Raw genomic sequence first — 17,840 nt, 5'->3', positions numbered from 1 at the left:
AAGACGCCTACCAGTCACTCCCCCGCCCGACGCCGAACCGCGCTGCCACGAGCAACGCCTCGCCTACCACTCCCGGTTCGTCACCGTGCGCACCCTGATGACCCCGGGCCACCACCAGGAGACCACCGCGCTGTTGCAGGTGAGTCGAGCATGCCACCTCGCCGAGGCCGCCCTGCGCGGCGGAACAGGAGCGGAGGGGTGAGTACCGGCGGCATACATCCCGCTCCCACCCGGAGCCGGCGCGAAGGAACTCGGAATCAGAAAGGATGGCATCGAGACGAATTATCCTCCGTCTAAGGGTTGTCCCGTAATTGATTTTCGGGCGTAACGGAGTGCGCCGCGGGTCGGGGCGGCTGCCGCCTACGCGGCTTGGAGGAGGTTGTGCAGGCGAGCGACGCCGAGCATGGCGTGGTGGACGCCGTCGCCCTTGAGGCGGCAGTCACGCAAGATCTTCCAGTTCTTCATTCTGGCGAAGACATGCTCGACGCGGGCACGGACCTGCTTGTGGGAGCGGTTGTGCTCCTTCTTCCAGTCGCATAGCTCTCCGCCGGCGGGGCGCCGGTGCGGGATCAGCAGGCCGGTGCCCGGGTAGCCGCCGTCGGCGATCGTGGTGGTCCTGCCGACGGCGGCCTTTGCCCCGGACTCGGCCCATGCCTTGCAGTCGTTGCGGTTGCCTGGCACGGGCCGCCCGACCGCGACGACCAGGCGCGTGTCGGCGTCGACGACGACCTGGTGGTTGGTGGAGTACCGGTGGTTCTTCGACTGCTGGGCGATGCCGTGGTCGCGGGTGGGCACCAGGGTGCCATCCACGATAAGCACGGAGTCTTTGCGGAACCGCTGCCGCTGCTTGAGTGCAAGCAGCGGGCCCGCGTGGTCGATGATTCGGTCGGCGGCGGACTTCGAAACCCCGAACAACGGGGCCAGTTGCCGCAGTGTCAGGTTGGTCCGCCAGTACGCGGCAACCAACAGAACCCTGTCCTCCAGTGGTAGCGACCATGGCCGCCCCGGACGCGGCGCGTCCACCCCCTCCCGACGCAGCGTCGTGATCAGCTTGCCGAACGAACGTGCGCTCAACCCCGTGAACGGACCCATCCAGGACGGCTCCGACGCTGTGATCACATGAGGCACCGAAAGATCATCGCACCTGGGATCGGCAGCTCCGCGATGCCACTGGCCTCAGAACTCCCACCAGAGGTCGATACTCCGGTGGACCCGCTCCCGCAGACAGCTTGAGTGCGCGTAGGCCTTCTGTCTCACGCCACCGCCTCGGGCCGGGTCCACTGCACCGAGCCTGAGTTCGGTCGCTGCCGCGTCCCGATCGAGATCGACGACCTGACAGCAGAAGCAACAGGTGGGGTGCTGGTCCAACGGGGCCCTCCCTCGCGTGCGAGACGGCGATAACCGCGCCGTCTCACAGACCCTACGTCGAACGCTGCCCGGTTACGGGACAACCCTAAGGTTCTCTGATATTTCCGCCCGCATCTCTTCATTCTTTTCAATGGCAAGAACCTCGGCGAGGACCTCATGAACTCGATCAACAGGATTCAGACCAACGAACAGCATGAGAGCATTATGACGGAGGTCGAATGGCTGAGTCGTGTCACGAAAGTCTTGCTCCACGATGTCCGGCAGCATCTCCCTCATGAGCTCTACACACGCCTGCCACAGGCTGGTAAATCCCATCGCGCGAAGATATGGCGGGGCACTGCCCGGAACATCGAACCCGAAGTAGAACTGCGCCATGATCTCATACAGCCATGGTCTTGAAATCAGACTGCGATCACCGAGCCGGGGACACAGGAGCTTCACAACCTCATAGGAAGAATCGAACAACGTACCTTGCCGAATGACATGGTTGTCGATCTTCCAATAAGCGATCTGCGCCTCGGCACCATCGCGGGCAAATATCAGACTTTCAAGGGCGGCCGGAATATCATCGGCGTTTCGAGTCGCAGTTCCGAGCTGCCGCCAGTCAACCATGCCCATCTCCAGAAAGAATATCTCCATCGAATCGGCCGCGCACCGCCTGGGTCGACGTATACGCCCGGCGGAAACTGATCAATATGGCAAGTCTCCTGGCAGTGAAAACAAATGGGCATCTGGGCATGCGACTCCGGACGACGAGCTTCCGCGAAGTGCATAAATCCGGGATCTGCACCGAGGTTCCGGCAGATCACTCATCGAGACCGTGACGGGGACCGCCGCCGGGCTCGAGGACGGCGCGAGCGTGGGCGACATCGTCGTCGGGGTCAAGGTGCGGCTCGGCAAACGGATCAACAACCAGCGGTGAGGCGAGGTAGCGGACGGGAGTGTTCGTATTCGGTGGATGCGAGGTTCGCGGGGAGATCGACCCGGTGGGCGTCACCAGGCGGTGATTTGGAGGATGTAGACGCGTTCGTGGCGAGGGACGACCTGGTAGACGAACATGCCGTTCGCGACCAGGGCCGTGCCGCCCTGGGGTGACATTCCCTCGTAGGTCTCGCCGTGGAGGTGGAGCGCCTGGGCGGCGCGGACGAGTTCGGCGGCCTTGTCCTCGATCTGGACGATCAGCGCCGGTGGAGCGTCGGCGGTCACGTACGGTTCGTCGGGTTCGTACTCCCACGCCCAGGTCACGCGGTTGCCTCGCGCGCCTCGGCGAGGACGGCGAGGAGTTCCGCCCGGGCGGCCTGCCAGGCGGGGTCGTGACGTTCGAGGGTTTGCAGGGTCTGTTCGGCCGCGTGGCGGCGGGAGAGGAGGTCGGGGCGGCGTTCGACCTCGACCTCGCCCGCCCACACCGTCAGCCAGCCCTGGATCGGGCCCAGGTGCGCGGTCTGGGCGGCGAGTTGGAAGGCCTCGTTCTTCTGGCGTTCCATCTCGGGAAGGCGGTGCGGGGCGACGCGGGCGAGGGCCACGCGCAGGGCGTCGGGAGTGCGCTCGGGGCGGGGCAGGCGTGCGCCGTTCGGCAGGGGTGCGGTCGGCTCGGTCATGCCGCGTCGTCCTCTCGCTGGGTGCGGGGTACGTGGCCGGTCGCGGTCAACGTGGTGGTCAAGTGTCCGTCGACGTAGCCGCCGAGGAGCAGTTCGCACAGGACGGGCATGGACTTCACACCCGCCGCCGCGCGACGGTGGTCGGCGCGTGACCACACCCGGTGGGACAGCGGGCCCGTGCGGCACCCCGTGCGAGGGGTGCCGTCGCGGGTGGGCCCGAGGGAGCGGCCCGCGGGCGGGGTCACCGTCACCCGGCCGTCGGCGTAGGCGTCCAGGAGGGCCTCGAGCACCGGCGTCAGATCCAGCGCGTCGTCGGCCGCGCGGGCGCGGGCCCGACGCCACACACCGGTATCCATCCACACCAGACGCTCACGCGCACCGTACTGTCGAGCGTCCACGGCCTCGCGGGGCACATGGGCGTGGCGGTCGGTGGTGTCCGGCATGGCGTCCTCTCCGATCTCATGCAGGCTCTTTCACCCGAGCATAATCCTAGATGTGCTGCATCGAGCCCGGCAAACGCCCGCGCGTCGGGACCGGAGGCGGCGGTGTGGACGGCTTCGGGTCTGACCGGCACAGACATGGTTCGAACCTTTGGACGGACGGGGTACGGGCAACCCGCCCGGGTGTTCCCAACGAAACCACGACGTCTTCGGCTAGAGGACGTCGGCGAGGACCACCGAGGTCGTGTGATCGTCGGCCTCCGTCAGGAGGGTGCCGCCCGGGGCCCACAGTGCGGCGCCACCGCAGCCCGTCCACGGGCCCGAGGGGCCCACGTGGTTGGCGAGGACGACGTACATGTTCGAGTCCTTGGCGATGCCCGGGTAAATCGTCGCCCGCTCGTGGACACCGTTGCCCGTGCCGTACAGCGAACTGGCCAGGTGTACCCGGCAGCCGTCCGCGGCCCCGCGCGCGGTGAGGTCCGGAAAGTGGTTGTCGAAACAGGTGCCGAGGGCGAAGCGGAGACCGCCGAGTTCGAAGCGACCGTCCCGATCACCCGCGACGAACACGCTCTGCTCGTTCTCGTAGAGGTGCTGCTTCAGGTATGTGGTGATCAACTCGCCGTCGGCGCGATGGACGAAGGTTCCGATGGCGGGCCGCGGTCCGCCGGTCGGGACGGCACCGTTGACGACGCAGGCAATCCCGACGGCCCGCAGCGGATCGAGACGGGCGTCGTCCGCCGTCACCCACAGGTGAGGGGCGTCGACCATCATGTCGAGCTCGTACCCGGTCAATGCGAACTCCGGGAACACGATCAACTCGGCACCCTGCTCGCGCGCTTGCACGGCGAGCGCGGCGAGTTGACGGATATTCACGGGTACATCCCCGGGAACGCAGGTCAGTTGGGCCGCGGCGATCTTCATGAGATCGAGCATGGCGCGGTGTCATCGTCCGGAGGAAGTCGTCCCGGGAATCCTCGGGTTCGGTCGGGCCGGCGTCGCTCTCGAAAGCACAGCCCCGTCCGGCTCACGCGGCAACGACGGTCGCGGTGGGCCGATCGATCGATCGGTCGGTCGGTCGATCGGCCGGGGAGCGGTGCTCCTCGACATTCGATACCCGGACCCTCGTCGGTTTGTCGCGTCGTGTGGGTCAGCCGTCCTGGCCGGCGTTGTCGACGGGGCGACGTCGATTGGCGAGCCTGTGCCGTCGACAACCGGCATGGTGTGGGTGCCGGGCCGGCTCGAAGGACGCCGGCTGTCGCTCCTGAGGACGAGTGCGGTCGTGGCCGATCGGCCCGAACGGGTGGCGGCGATCCGGTGGCGGCCGCACGTTCGGCGCTCCCCGCTCGGGCACCCGCCGGTGCCCGACATCGACGCGTGGGGAGCGCCGACGACGCCGCTCAATCGTCGTCTCGGCCGCCGACGGCCGGATTCGGTTTCGGGCCGGACGCGGCGAGAAGGCGTTCGACCTCCTCGTCGTCGACTCCTTCGACGTCGACGATGCCGTCCACGATCAGGTCCAGATGCGCGAACCGGCCGACGAGTTCGGCCAGTGCGGTCGACGGATCACCGTCGATGTCCTCCCGTTCGATCGTCAGCTCGCCGATGGTGAGCGACCGCAGTCGTGGGACCACCGAGGACTCGGCGAGGGTCGCGAGCACCTCGTACGGGGAGGCGTCGAACTCCGCCTCGCTCAGGTCGAGATGTTCGAGTGCGGGGTAGTCCGCGGCCCGCAGCTCGTCGAGTTGGTCGACCGGGCAAAGACATCCGAAGACGTCGGTTCCGATCTCGACCTCCAGCGACGTGACGCCGGGGGTATCGCCCAGTTCGAACAGCGCGCCGTCGGAGACGACCGGGCCCCGTACCCGCAACCGTCGCACCCCGTCGTGGCACACGGAGCCGAAGAGGAAGGCTCCCTCGAGTTCGAGGGTGCGCAGGGTGGGCAGCGCCCGCCACACGTCGGTCCGTACCAGCCCTGTGTGGTGGTGGTCCAGGGGATCGATCCGACCGCCGGTCGACGTCTTGCCGGGCGCGTACAGCAGCTCGAAGTCGTAGCCGAAGTGGAGGCGTTCCAATCGGGGGCGTATTCGGTTCGCGAGTGCGGCCGCGGCGTGTTCGGCGGAGTGGTGCCAGTCGGTGAGGTGCAGTTCGAGGTCGCGCAGACGGTGCGCGACCGGATGCGACAGCAGAGCGTCGATCAACACCCCCTCCCACCGCTCCGGGTCGGTCGGGTCGACGGTCGCGGTGTGCGGAAGGTCGACCGTGAGCCGGTCCACCAGGTCGCGGCGTTGTGAACGGGTGTCCTCGGCGAGGCGGAAGCACGCCTCGTCGACGAAACCGCGCGACCACGTGAACCGCCACGAACCGTCCGCCCGCAGACCGTCCAGGCCCAACTGCCGTTCCACGTCCGCGTAGGCCGCGGCCGGCAGGGCGGGGTCCGTGCCCTCCGTCGCGCAGCGGTGCTCCAGCCGGATCGCCTCGCCGCGTGGATCCCCCGCGTCGGTCAGCACGTCGGCGTAGGCGAGCCACGCCGCCCAGTGCCATGTCTGGGGAACGTCCGGGGCATCGAAAAGTCGCACTTCATTTCTCCCGATCGTGGCGGCGCCGTCCGAACGGACGCGGACGCGGGCGTCGGCGTCGACGGCGCTCCAGGGGTCGTCCGACACACGGCGTCGGGCTTCTCGGTGACCGGCGCATTCGCGGGGCCTCGCGAGCGTGGCCGAGTACGAACTCCTGCGCCGCGCCTTACGATCGCACGCACGGGACACCGAGAAATCCGACGCCATGTGTCGGACAGACTCTAAACGCGGCCGCCGACACGATGCCCGACCCCCGGTGCACGAGACCAACCTCCTCTTGACCAAGACAGCTTGACACCGACCCACAGATCACGGGATCGACGAATCAGGCGACGTATCAGGCACCCATATCGGGTCCTGATCGAACGGAAGAAATGCGGTGAAGCCGCCTCCGGGCCTCTCGGACAAGGCGCCTGACCGCCGCACCACGTGGGGCCGGGCCATCACCCGGGGTGCCGCGCAACACCGGCGCCACGCGCCGGCAACCGGCGATCGATCAGCCGATCCGCGCAGCCGGTCGGCCGACTTCGTGCCGACATCCCGCGAATCCGGTACCGGAGCTCGCGTCTTGATCGGTCGGTCGGCGCGTGGGTCGTAGTCGCGCGTCGAGACCTTCTCCGGCGTCTCCTCGTTACCGCCGGCAGTCGTCGCGCCGAGCCCTCCGACGGGCGCCGCGCCCCGGTGCGGTGCGGGTCGTGTCGTGTCGTGTCGGTCCACCGACGCCGACGGTCCGTGGCGCCCCCACCGATGCCGGGACGACTGGGGGCGCCCGGGCGACCTCCGCAGCGCCATACCTTCACGGGCCGCACCCCGACCGCCGCATCGGAGGGGTGTAACCGAACCGGCGGTTCGATACGTCAAGACTCTGCGAGGTCGCCGACGGAGCGGGGAGAAGGATGGGTTGGTTCCACAGGGAGCGCATCGGATTCGCCGAGTTCGCCGAGGCGAACCAGAGCGTGCTGCGCCGCACCGCCTACCTGCTCTGCGGCGATTGGCATCTGGCCGAGGACCTCGCGCAGACCGCGCTGGAGAAGGTCTACGTCGCTTGGCCGAAGCTCGAACGGCAGGAGTATCCGGAGGCCTACGCCAAGCGCGTCCTGGTCAACGCGTTCCTGGACGGGCGCCGCCGCCGAAGCAGCGGCGAGATGACGGGCATGGATGCCGACGCGCTGGCCCGCACTCCCGCCCCCGCCCATGGCGACCCCGAACTGCGGCTCACCCTCGTCGACGCGCTGCACACCCTCGAACCACGCGACCGCGCCCTGCTGGTGCTGCGGTACTGGGAGGACCTCAGCGTCGAGGAGACCGCGCGGCGGCTGGGCATGGGCGTGTCCGCGGTAAAGACCGGCGCGATGCGCGCGCTCGCCAGGCTGCGCGAGCGCGTGCCGGAGTTGACCCGCAAGGCCGCTGCCGAGGGGCGGCCGTGAGGAAACGGCCGCACGGCGAAACGGCCGGCGGCGGACACAACGACACACATGGGGGAATCGACGTCGTGGAAGGGCACGTAGTGGAGACCGAAGACCTGTTCCGCAGCGAACTGCGCGCCGAACTGCACGAATTGGCGATGCCTCCGGGCGCGGGGCTGGCTGCCCGGGCGGCCGAGGGCGGCCGCCGCCGGGCCCGGCGACGCGCCTTGGGGCAGACCGTCGGCGCGGCCCTGGCGGTGGGGGTGATCGCGGCGGGCGTGGTGGGCGCGGCACAGCTGGGGACGAGTCCCGCGGCCAAGACGGGGCCCGCGGCGGAACCGTCGCCACACCGGGCCGACGGACGGATCGGTGAAGTGAACCCCGAACTGCCGGCGCAACCGGTGGCACCGAATCCCCTCGCCGAGCAGCTCGGTCCGATCATCACGAGCCTGCTGCCCGAAGGGACGAAGCAGGTCACGACCAACACCGCCATCGACGGCGGTCTCTACGCGAAGGTGGTCTGGGACACCGGTCAGGGCGCGGTCGAGGTGACCTTCCACATGGTGGGCAAACGGTTCTTCGGATGCACCACGACCGACGGCAGACCCAAGCCCAAGGAGAACAACTTCGGCGGCTGCCGCAACGCACCGGACGGAACACTGCTCGGCACCTTCGAGAAGCCCTTTCCGGACAAGGGCATCGCGTGGAAGGGCGTCAACTACGTCACCGGGGAGACCATGGTCGAACTGAGCTACGGAAACGGCGAACTGTCGGACAACGGCAAGCCCACCCGCAGCACCTTGCCGCTGACCGACGAGCAGGCCCTGTCCATCCTGAGGAACCCGGCGTGGGCGCCGATCCTCGCCGCCTACGTGCCGCCGCCGCCCGCCGACCCCGCCACCCTGCCCACCCCGGGCCCGACGCGGCTCCCGATCGCCTCGTCCGGCCCGGCAGGGCGGCCCTGACCCGACCCGCACGCACCGCGGGGCGCCCCGCCGGTCCCGGCCGGGGCGCCCCGTGAACCGCCGCAGGCGACCTGCGAGCTCCGCACGTGCGTGCTTTGCCGCGCGTCACCGGGCGTGGGCCCGGTTCGCGACACGCTGCCGCCCGGTGGCGGCCGAGACACGTCCGATCCGGCCGTGTATCCGCTCAGGAGTGACACGCCTGGGACGTCGACATCCTGCCGGTTCCGACGTCGCGCAGGGAGTAGTCGGGCGCGGAGACGTAGACCCGTTGGTATGAGACGTCTTCCGCGCCGACCCGGTTGAGTGCGGTGACGCGAAACGGACGGCCGGCGTCGTCGATGACGGCCTGTTTGCGGACCCGGCCCAGCATGTAGGTGACGCGCAGGCGGAAGGCGACCTGATTGCGCGTGGTGGACGCCCTTGCGATGACGACCTGTTGCTCGTGCTTGTTCAGGGTGATGGTCTTCTCGTTGAAGAACGGCCGCCCCGGTTTCCCCACATCGGGCATCAATGTCTCGATCGTCCGGGCAATCGGGCGCGGGCTGTCCAGGTCGAAGCCCATCTGCATGGTCGGGGTGCCCGCCTCGGGCGGAATGCAGAAGAAGGTTCCCGACCACGGTGCCGTGCGTTCGACGATGTCGGGTTGTAGGTCGATGATGTTGACGTCGTGGCTGCCGTCGCCGGTCAGGGTGATGCCGATCGTGACGGAGTCCAGGGTGATCGCTCCCGCCTCGTCCATCACCCGCGCGACTTCCGGGTGGCCGAGGGAGAAGGGCTTTGTGATGGTCTCCCGCTACGCGGCCGTCGGACGGAATTCGTCGCGGCTCACGGCGCTCAGACCCTTGTCGTCCTGCGGCATGAACCGCGTGGAGACCGTGAAGTCCGGATCGGCCGCCGGCGAGGCGCCACCCCCGCCGGCCTTGCCCCCCGGCGAGGACCGGTTCCCGAGCCGATCGTGAATGCCGATACCGGCCGGCACCACGGCCAGGGCCAGGGCCACCCCGGCCGCGGCGAGGATCGGGCCGCGGCGCCGGCCCGTTCCGCCCGGTCGTGCGGGCGGGTGACGTGGCCGCGGTGGAGGTGACGGGGCCGAAGTGGGCTCGGGCACCGCCGGGTTCCCCGCTTCCGGCGCTGCGCTCCGCGTGTCGCTCGGGGCCGATGCCTCGGGAGCGTCGCCGGTCCTGCGGGCCCGCGCGGCGATCCAGCGTTCGTGGCATGCGCGAAGCAGCGCGGAGTCCCCGTTCATCGCCCGCACGATCGCCATGGCGTTGTCGTACGTGGGCAGGTTCGTACCGTTCAGCGCGGCCGAGATCGTCGAACGCGGAACCCGCGTACCGGACGCGGACTTGGTCGTGGCCTGTTCGATGGCGCGTACCGAGATGCCTTTGCCGTGTTCTCGATGGACTCTGCGCAGCCATGCGGCGAATTCCTTGGTCGCCCGGTCTGCGTCGTCGTTCACGATCGCGTCCCCCAGGGTGTCCGGATGTGTCCGGAGCCTAACGGCGCAAGGTTCGCGGTTGTCCGGGGTTTGCCGAAACCGTCCGGCCGACTCGATGTGGGCGGGCCCGGACGCGCTCACTGGAGGCATCCCACCCTTCCCCGGCGTCGCGTCGTACGCCGATGCCGCCGGGTCGACGGAAGGACCTCCATGACCCGACGAGTCCGCACGGCACCACCGCCTCCGGGGTATCCGTGTTCGGCGGCCGACCTGATCCGCTTCCTCGAGGGCCGCGGCTTCCGTCTGGTGCACGTGGCCACGCACTGCAAGCTCCGCGACGGCATCGGCCGGACGGTCGTTGTCCCCAACCACGCGCATCTGGCCAAAGGCACGTACTACCGCATAGTGAGCCAGGTCTCGCAATCGTCCTGACCCGCTCGCACGCGGGATCGCGGGCGGGTGCGCCGTTCGTGGTGTCCGGAGCGGGAGGCGTCGAGCCATCGGCACATGTCGGCGATGCGAAAGGGGTCTTCTCCGCGTCGACGAGTTCGGAGCGGTCGGCCGGCGATGCCACCGAAGAGACACGCTCCGTGAGGATCGCGCGAGCGGGGCAAATATGACCGTCGGTCTAAATCTGCCGCGCCAAATTCGGCCGAAGCGCCAAAGATGCCCGGGGCATCGGCTGGTCTACTGATCGGAATACAAAACGCACATGCCGCGAGGGCGCACCTTCGAGGACGTGGACACGCCGGTCGCCGGCGTGAGGGAGGCCCAGTATGTCGTGGAGAACCGCATCAGGTTGTCGTAGGTTTCACCCCCGAGTCTCTTTCTCCCGAGTCGCCACCGCGTCTCTGGCAGCGATAGCTCTTGCAGCATTCCTTACCAGCATGTTTACCACCTCCACCGCAGTTTCCGGTCATCGGTCCGGGACCGATGCGGTTGCGTCGGGACCCGGCGGCGCGGATACGCCGGGCGCGGGCGGAAAGCTCACCGTGGGGGCGGTGGGCGAGGTCGACACGCTCAATCCCTTGACATACATCCTGGCCAACTCGTACGCCCTCATACCGTACCTGTTCGAGGCGCTGACCTCGCCCTCTCACGATTCCCTCGCCGAACAGGGACCGGGGCTCGCCGAATCGTGGGATGTCGCGGCCGACGGCCTCACCGTCACCTACCACATGCGGCCCGGCCTCAAATGGAGCGACGGGAAACCGCTCACCTCGGCCGACGCGGCATATACGCTCGGCCGCGTGCTCGAGGGTGGCCCGGGGAACAGCACCTGGGGAAATTATCTCGACAACGTGAAATCCGTGGAAGCCCCGGATGACAGCACCGTCGAGCTGAGCCTCGGCGCGCCGAGCGCGACGCTGCCCAAAATGCCGATCCCCATACTCCCGAAGCACATCTTCGAGCATTATCCCGACGACAGGCTCGACCAGTATCCGCTCGGCCCGAAAAGCTTGGTGACATCCGGGCCCTACCGACTTCTCGAGGGAGGGTCGGGCAGTTCGCTGTACCGCTTCGAAGCGTGGCCCGGCAACTGGCGTGGGCTCAGTCCGGTCACCTACGTCGACTGGCGGTTCTTCAAGGCACAGGACACGATCATGCAGGCGATTCGAAAGGGGGAGATCGACTATACATCGAGCGTGAACGCACTGCAGGTTCGAAAGCTCAAGAGTCGGCAGCACATGGTCGCCAATCAGTTCCCACTCCTCGGCAACTTCGTCGAAGTGGGTTTCAATTCGGGCTCTGCCGACCCCAAGACAGGCGATCCGCTCGGTGATCCGAACCCTGCGGTTCTCGATCCGAAGTTCCGTTTCGCGTTGTCCACCGCCTTCGATCCGGCGGAGCTTTCCCACAAGGCGTTCAAAGGAGGGCTGTCACCGCTGCGGACGATCGTCCCCGACGGCTTCCCGGACTTCCAGTGGAAGCCGCCGGCAGACGGCACGACGTACGATCCGAAACTCGCCGCCAAGAGGCTCGACGAGGCCGGCTACAAGCTGAACGCCGACGGAAGGCGCACCCTTCCGAACGGCCGCTCGGTACCGCGGCTCCGGATCGCGGTCGACGCGTCGGACCAGTCGTCCCTTCTCGCCACTCGACTCGTCCGCGAGTGGATGCAGAACCTCGGATTCGACATCAAGATCGACGCGATGACGGCCGACAAGCTGACCGACGAAATCCTGAGCGGGAATTATGACATGTTCTGGTGGGGCTGGGGATTCAGTGACGACCCCGACGCGATGCTCGTCTACCTGACCTGCGACCAACGCTCGCTTCAGAGTGACAGCTGGTACTGCTCCAAGGAATACGACGATCTGTACACCGAACAGAAAAACGAACTGGACCACGACAAACGCGTCGAGATCGTCAAGAAGATGCAGCAGGTTCTGTACCGGGACGCTCCCTACATCGTGATGGGACAGCCGATGGCGCAGCAGGCGTATCGCAGCGATCGGTGGACGGGATGGACTTCCGCGTTTCAGCCCGGTGGTGACGTCATGGCCGACGTCACCAGTCTCTACAGCCTGAGGCCCACCGATGGTGCCGCTCAGGACGTGGGTGCGGACCGAACGGCGCGAACGGCCACAGTCGTCTACCGCAGCCTCGCAACGCTGATCGTGGTCTGGCTACTCGGGCGATTCGCGGTAGCGCGATGGCGCCGAGCGACAGCGGAGGAGCGGGAATGACGTCGCAAACGATCTCCACCACCACGCCCGTCGACGGGCCGGTCGGACCAGGCATTCCTCATCGACGTGCACGGCTCGCCGGCCGCTTCAGCCGCAGGTTCGTGCTCACGCAGTTCGCCGGTTCGGCTTTCGCGCTGATGTTCGTCATCGTCGTGAACTTCTTCCTGTTCCGGGTGATCAATCCCCATCCCGAACGGACCCTGGGACGAGGAAAGGCTCGTACCGCGGAGGACCTGGAGGAGATCCGGCACCGGCTGGGACTCGACGAATCGATGTGGGTGCAGTTCGGCAAATACCTGAAACAGGTCTTCACGGGAGACTTCGGCGTTTCCTTCCAGTACTCCAAACCGGTCCCCGAGCTCATCGGGGAGCGCGTCTGGCCGACCCTCCTCCTCGTCCTGCCGGCGACGGTTTTGTCGATCTGGCTCGGCAGCCGACTGGGCAGCCGTCAGGCGTGGAAGCACGGCGGGCGGTTCGACCGCTCGACATCGGTCTTCGCGACCGTCATGTACTCCATGCCGGAGTGGTGGCTCGGTCTGTTGCTGTTCATGGTGTTCGCCGCCAACCCCGTCTTCGGCGTCTTCCCCATCGGCGGGCTCCATTCGCCCGGAGTCGCGCCGATGAGCGTCGAGGGCGTCGCGGACACCATCTGGCACCTCGTCCTGCCGACGACGACACTGACGGTCACGTATCTCGCCGAGTACTCGATGATCATGCGGTCGTCGATGCTCGACGTGATGGGCGAGGACTACCTGCTCACCGGGCGCGCCAAGGGGCTCTCCGACCGGCAGGTCCTGCGCCGGCACGCCCTCCCGAACGCCCGGTTGCCCCTGACCACGCTCATCGCACTCAACCTGGCGTTCACCGTGGGTGGTGCGATCACCATCGAGACCGTCTTCTCCATCCCGGGGCTCGGACTGCTCACGAGCGAAGCCATGAGGATTCCCGATCTGCCGCTTCTGCAGGCGCTGTTCCTCGTTTTCTCCGCCGCGGTCGTGGTCGCCAACATGGTGGCGAACTTCATCTACGCACTCCAAGATCCGAGGGTGAAAGCATGACCACAGCACCCGCTCTCCCACGACGGTCGAGCGCGACAGCGCTCCGTTGGAAGCTCCGTCGCGAAGCCTGGGGTCGTACGTGGGCGAAGTTCCGCGCGAACCGGGCGGGCATGGTCGGACTCGCCGTGCTCCTGGTCTTCGCGGTCGTCGCGGTCTTCGCGCCGCTGCTGGCCGACTCCCATGCGTTGCGCGTGAGCTCCGCGTCGGGTCCGATCCTGGCACCGCCGAGCCGGGAGTATCCGCTCGGTACCGATGACAACGGACGTTCGGTGCTCACCCTTCTCATATTCGGGGCCCGCGTTCCGCTTCTGGTCGGCCTGATGGCCACGGTCATCTCGATGGTGATCGGCACCATCGTCGGCATGGCCTCGGGGATGTCGGACGGCTGGGCGGGCACCATCCTCTTCCGGTTCACCGAATGGTTCATCGTGATTCCGTTCCTGCCCCTCGCCCTCGTCCTGGCGACCCTGCTGGGCGGCTCCTTGCTCTCGATCATCGTGGTGATCGGCATCACCGGCTGGCCCGCGACGGCGCTGGTGATCCGGGCGCAGACGTTCTCGGTGCGCGAACGGCCGTTCATGGAACGAGCACGGGTGCTCGGCGCGGGGCCCTGGCACCTCATGTCGAAACATGTGTTCCCCAACGTGCTGCCGCTCGTGTTCGCGAACACGACACTCACGGTCGCCGGGTCGGTTCTTGCCGAGACCACGCTGTCCTTCCTCGGCTTCGGCGACCCGACAGCGGTTTCCTGGGGCACGATGCTCAACGCGGCGTTCGGCACCGGCGCCGTGTCGCTGGGGGCGTGGTGGGCGCTGCTCCCGCCCGGTATCTGCGTCATCGCGGTGGTACTCGCGTTCACGATGGCCGGCCAAGCGCTCGAGGACATCGTCAATCCGCGCCTCGAGGAGGGCCGATGACCCCACTGCTGAGGATCGAGGATCTTCGGGTCACGTACCGATCCAGCCGAGGAGACATCGACGCCGTGCGCGGCGTTTCCCTCTCCCTCGACCAAGGCCGCTCGCTTGGCATCGCCGGCGAATCGGGCTCGGGAAAGTCCACGGTCGCGAGCGCCGTGCTGCGGCTCCACCCCCGCAAGGCGGGCGTGGAGGGGCGGGTCGAGGTCTGCGGCAAGGACGTCAACTCGCTCACCTGGGGCGCGCTGCGCCGCATGCGCTGGTCGGATGCCGCGATCGTCTTTCAGGGAGCGATGAACTCGCTCAACCCCGTGCGGACGGTGGGCGAGCAGATCGCCGAACCCATTCTCGTCCACCGACCCGAGACGACGCGGCGCGCGTGCGATCTCCGCGTGGCCGAACTGCTCGACATGGTGGGCCTCGCGGCGGAGCACGCCCACAGCTACCCCCATCAGCTTTCGGGCGGACAGAAGCAACGCGTCATGATCGCCATGGCGCTCGCCTGCGACCCCAAGCTGCTGATCGCCGATGAGGCGACCACCGCGCTCGACGTGAAGGTGCAGGCCCAGATCCTGCGCCTGCTTCGAAACCTGGCGGTCGAGCTCGAACTCGGCCTGATGATGATCAGCCACGACCTCGCGGTCCTGTCGAGCGTGTGCGACGAGGTGGTCGTCATGCACGGCGGCCGCATCATCGAGCAGGCTCCCGGTCCGAGGGTGTTCGAGCAGGCGAGGCATCCCTATACGCGGGCTCTCGCAGGCGCGTTCCCCACGATCGGCGACCCGGCGTCGAGGTATCGGCCCCAGGGGCTCGCGGACGATCCGGTCACCGTCGTCGACGACGCGGCAGAGCGGGAATTCGCCGCGCAGTGCGCGTCCGTCGACGGCGAATGCCTCGTCCACAAGCCGGAGTTCGCCAGGTACGCGCACGGCCGGAAAACCGGCTGCCTGCGCGCCGAGGATCTGGGCATCGCCCGTACGGAATCGACGGTGGCCCGATGAACCGCATCGTGTTGAGCGCGACCGATCTCCATGTCACGTTCCCCTCGCTCCGCGGTCGCAGCGAGGTCCGTGCCGTCGACGGCGTGGACCTCGAGGTCCGGGACGGCGAGATCCTGGCGTTGGTCGGCGCGTCGGGCTCCGGAAAAACGACGCTGAGCAGAGCGCTGCTCGGCCTCGAACGTCCCACGAGCGGAGAGGTGACCGCTCTCGGCAAGCGGCTTCCCACCGGTGGCGCCGAACTTCGCCGCTACCGCCGCCGGGTCCAACTCGTCATGCAGGACCCGGCGGGTGCGCTCAACCCGAAGCACTCGGTCTACGAGTCGGTGGCCGAGGGCATTCGGCTGCACCGGCTCGTCGCCGAGCACAACGCCCGCGGCGAGGACGTCACCGAGGTCGATCTCGTCGCACGAGCACTCTCGAATGCCGGCCTGCGCCCGCCGGAGCAGTTCTTCCTGAGCTACCCTCACGAGCTTTCCGGCGGTCAGCGTCAACGCGTCCTCATCGCCGGTGCGCTCGCCGTCGAACCCGAGACCATCATCGCCGACGAGCCCGTCGCAAGCCTCGACGCGTCCCTCCGCGGCGAGATCCTCGGCCTCTTCCTCCGGTTGCGCGAACAGATGCGCCTGAGCGTCATGGTCGTCACGCACGATCTCGGCCTGGCCTGGAACATCGCCGATCGTGTCGCGGTGATGCAGTCCGGACGGCTGGTCGAGGTCGGCACGACCGAGGAAGTACTGCTGAACCCGCAACACCCCTACACGCGTGAGCTGCTGGCCGCGCTGCCGAGCGGACAGCACCGGACGGGCCACGAGCCGGCCATGAAGGAAAGTGAAGGATGAACCCGACCATCCACCACGACGGACCTCCTCGGGCCGGTGCGGACGACGAAGCACCGTACGCCGACGCGTTGCTTCGTCACGCCTCCCGAGGGCCGGTGTCGTTCATGGTGCCCGGCCACGGTGCCACCGGCGACGGTTTCGCCGCGGGGCAGGCGGAGTTCGCCGGGGAACGGGCGCTGGCCGTCGACGTCACACAGTTGCTCGACGGCATCGACCTCGGAAGAGACTCCCCGCGCGAGCGTGCCCATCGGATGGCCGCCGAGGCATGGGGCGCCCGGCGGACCTGGTTCCTCACGAACGGGTCCTCGCAGGGCAACCGGCTCGCGGCGCTCGCGGTGAGTCAGCTGGGTGACGGGATCGTCATCCAGCGCAGCGCGCACTCGAGTGTCGTGGACGGTGTCATCCTCGCCGGGTTGCGTCCGGCCTACGCCCTGCCCGGCGTGGACATACGCAACGGCATCGCCCACGGTGTCACTCCGGCGTCCGTCGCGAAGGCGATCGCCGACCATCCCGGGCCGGTGACAGCGGTCTACATCGTGAGCCCGAGCTATTTCGGGGCGGTCGCCGACGTACCGGCCATCGCCCGGTTGGCGCACGACGCGGGCGCCGCGCTCATCGTCGACTGCGCCTGGGGAGCCCACTTCGGGTTCCACCCGGACCTGCCCCTCTCCCCCGTGCGGCAGGGCGCCGACATCGTCGTCATGAGTACGCACAAGATGACGTCGTCCCTGCACCAGAGCGCGGTGCTGCACCTCGGCGACACCGATCTCGCCGACACGCTGGAGCCCGCTCTCGAACGGGCCTATCGCATGACGGCCTCCACGAGTGAGAGTTCACTGCTGATCGGATCGATCGACGTCGCCCGTCGCGACCTTCAACGGGGCGGACCGCAGGTCGACGACGCGCTGCGTGCCCTGGCGGCGGCACGTGAGCGCGTTCGGGCGGAGCAGGGAATCTCGTTGATCGAGGACACCTTCTTCTCCCACCCGGACATCGTCGACCATGATCCTTTGCGCATGCCGATCGACGTCAGCGGGATCTGCGCGGACGCGCACGCCCTTCGGCTCACGTTGGCGCGCGACTTCGGCATCTGGGTGGAGATGGCGACGCGCACGACCCTCGTCCCGCTCGTGGGGATCGGCAAACGAACCTCGTTCGACCGACTCGTCGACGCCGTCCTCCAAACCCGAGAAGACGCGGCGCCGCATGAGATCGGCGACCCGGCGGACCTGCCGTCGCCCGGGGCGGCACGGGTCTCTCCGCGCGACGCGTTCTACGCGCCGTCCGAGGTCGTCCCGCACACCGAGGCGGTGGGCCGGACCAGCGCCGACGCCCTTTCCGCGTATCCTCCGGGCATCCCCAATATCCTGCCCGGCGAGGAAATCACCCGGCCCGCCGTCGACTTCCTGATGCAGGTCGCCCGTTCACCGGGCGGGTACGTTCGAGGCGCCGTGCTTCCCGACGTGAGCCGCTTTCGCGTGATCGGGAAGCCGTAGCGACATCGGCTCTCGGAAATCGCACCGCGGCGCCTCTTCGGTCACCCCGCG

Annotated in this window: 17 protein-coding genes and 2 pseudogenes; 10 read left to right on the top strand and 9 right to left on the bottom strand. The window is 68.0% G+C overall.

Going from position 1 to position 17,840, the window contains the following annotated elements; translation table 11 throughout:
• Positions 1-202 (top strand): annotated as a pseudogene (locus EMA17_RS52035) (TniB family NTP-binding protein); the annotation flags it as partial.
• A 158-nt stretch (positions 203-360) separates the two neighbouring features.
• Here EMA17_RS52035 and EMA17_RS31240 read toward each other — a convergent pair.
• The 7 genes from EMA17_RS31240 to EMA17_RS31205 form a co-directional block, all read right to left on the bottom strand.
• The gene (locus EMA17_RS31240) at positions 361-1,128 is read right to left on the bottom strand and encodes a transposase (protein WP_126640501.1); all 768 of its coding nucleotides are present in this window, start codon (positions 1,126-1,128) and stop codon (positions 361-363) included.
• Between the two features lie 312 nt (positions 1,129-1,440).
• On the bottom strand, positions 1,441-1,986 hold the full coding sequence (locus EMA17_RS31230; RefSeq protein ID WP_126640499.1) for a hypothetical protein: 546 nt from the start codon (positions 1,984-1,986) through the stop codon (positions 1,441-1,443).
• Positions 1,987-2,361: 375 nt separating this feature from the next.
• Positions 2,362-2,613 carry a hypothetical protein gene (locus tag EMA17_RS31225; protein WP_126640498.1) on the bottom strand — a complete coding sequence of 84 codons (252 nt, stop codon included), beginning with the start codon at positions 2,611-2,613 and terminating at the stop codon, positions 2,362-2,364.
• Positions 2,610-2,966, bottom strand: coding sequence for a hypothetical protein (locus EMA17_RS31220; RefSeq protein WP_126640497.1), 357 nt, complete (start codon positions 2,964-2,966; stop codon positions 2,610-2,612). Before EMA17_RS31220 ends, EMA17_RS31225 begins: the two co-directional genes overlap by 4 nt.
• Positions 2,963-3,409, bottom strand: coding sequence for a hypothetical protein (locus EMA17_RS31215; RefSeq protein WP_126640496.1), 447 nt, complete (start codon positions 3,407-3,409; stop codon positions 2,963-2,965). The genes EMA17_RS31220 and EMA17_RS31215 overlap by 4 nt, the downstream gene beginning before the upstream one ends.
• 210 nt (positions 3,410-3,619) lie before the next feature.
• Positions 3,620-4,327: a carbon-nitrogen hydrolase family protein gene (locus EMA17_RS31210; RefSeq protein ID WP_126640495.1), complete on the bottom strand. Its 708-nt coding sequence runs from the start codon at positions 4,325-4,327 to the stop codon at positions 3,620-3,622.
• 476 nt (positions 4,328-4,803) lie between these two features.
• On the bottom strand, positions 4,804-5,982 hold the full coding sequence (locus EMA17_RS31205) for a hypothetical protein (protein ID WP_174861457.1): 1,179 nt from the start codon (positions 5,980-5,982) through the stop codon (positions 4,804-4,806).
• 896 nt (positions 5,983-6,878) lie between these two features.
• Here EMA17_RS31205 and EMA17_RS31200 point away from each other — a divergent pair.
• Positions 6,879-7,409, top strand: coding sequence for a SigE family RNA polymerase sigma factor (locus tag EMA17_RS31200; protein ID WP_126640494.1), 531 nt, complete (start codon positions 6,879-6,881; stop codon positions 7,407-7,409).
• Between the two features lie 65 nt (positions 7,410-7,474).
• The gene (locus tag EMA17_RS31195; protein WP_126640493.1) at positions 7,475-8,353 is read left to right on the top strand and encodes a hypothetical protein; all 879 of its coding nucleotides are present in this window, start codon (positions 7,475-7,477) and stop codon (positions 8,351-8,353) included.
• 184 nt (positions 8,354-8,537) lie between these two features.
• Here EMA17_RS31195 and EMA17_RS31190 read toward each other — a convergent pair whose 3' ends face one another.
• Together EMA17_RS31190 and EMA17_RS31185 are read right to left on the bottom strand one after the other, a co-directional pair.
• Positions 8,538-9,095 carry a hypothetical protein gene (locus EMA17_RS31190; RefSeq protein WP_126640492.1) on the bottom strand — a complete coding sequence of 186 codons (558 nt, stop codon included), beginning with the start codon at positions 9,093-9,095 and terminating at the stop codon, positions 8,538-8,540.
• Between the two features lie 51 nt (positions 9,096-9,146).
• Entirely contained in the window at positions 9,147-9,812 is a 666-nt protein-coding gene (locus EMA17_RS31185) for a hypothetical protein (protein ID WP_126640491.1), read from the bottom strand.
• Between the two features lie 189 nt (positions 9,813-10,001).
• Between EMA17_RS31185 and EMA17_RS31180 the strand changes: the two genes are divergently transcribed.
• The 7 genes and pseudogenes from EMA17_RS31180 (at position 10,002) to EMA17_RS31150 (ending at position 17,789) form a co-directional block, all read left to right on the top strand.
• Complete coding sequence (locus tag EMA17_RS31180; protein ID WP_126640490.1) at positions 10,002-10,223, top strand: type II toxin-antitoxin system HicA family toxin; 222 nt, start codon at positions 10,002-10,004, stop codon at positions 10,221-10,223.
• Between the two features lie 455 nt (positions 10,224-10,678).
• The gene (locus EMA17_RS31175; RefSeq protein WP_160161628.1) at positions 10,679-12,481 is read left to right on the top strand and encodes an ABC transporter substrate-binding protein; all 1,803 of its coding nucleotides are present in this window, start codon (positions 10,679-10,681) and stop codon (positions 12,479-12,481) included.
• The gene (locus EMA17_RS31170; protein ID WP_246127013.1) at positions 12,448-13,539 is read left to right on the top strand and encodes an ABC transporter permease; all 1,092 of its coding nucleotides are present in this window, start codon (positions 12,448-12,450) and stop codon (positions 13,537-13,539) included. Before EMA17_RS31175 ends, EMA17_RS31170 begins: the two co-directional genes overlap by 34 nt.
• Complete coding sequence (locus tag EMA17_RS31165; protein WP_126640488.1) at positions 13,536-14,456, top strand: ABC transporter permease; 921 nt, start codon at positions 13,536-13,538, stop codon at positions 14,454-14,456. Before EMA17_RS31170 ends, EMA17_RS31165 begins: the two co-directional genes overlap by 4 nt.
• Positions 14,453-15,454, top strand: a complete 1,002-nt coding sequence (locus EMA17_RS31160) for an ABC transporter ATP-binding protein (protein WP_126640487.1) — start codon at positions 14,453-14,455, stop codon at positions 15,452-15,454. The genes EMA17_RS31165 and EMA17_RS31160 overlap by 4 nt, the downstream gene beginning before the upstream one ends.
• Positions 15,439-16,414: pseudogene (locus EMA17_RS31155) on the top strand (ABC transporter ATP-binding protein); the annotation flags it as partial. The gene EMA17_RS31160 and the pseudogene EMA17_RS31155, both read left to right, overlap by 16 nt.
• A complete protein-coding gene (locus tag EMA17_RS31150; protein WP_371863063.1) occupies positions 16,302-17,789 on the top strand; it encodes an aminotransferase class I/II-fold pyridoxal phosphate-dependent enzyme in 1,488 nt (495 codons plus the stop codon). The pseudogene EMA17_RS31155 and the gene EMA17_RS31150, both read left to right, overlap by 113 nt.
• The last annotated feature ends 51 nt before the right edge of the window (positions 17,790-17,840 follow it).

Source organism: Embleya hyalina (assembly GCF_003967355.1).
Taxonomy (GTDB): domain Bacteria; phylum Actinomycetota; class Actinomycetes; order Streptomycetales; family Streptomycetaceae; genus Embleya; species Embleya hyalina.
Note: the sequence above shows the minus strand (reverse complement) of the source record. Positions and strands in the feature narration are given on the sequence as shown.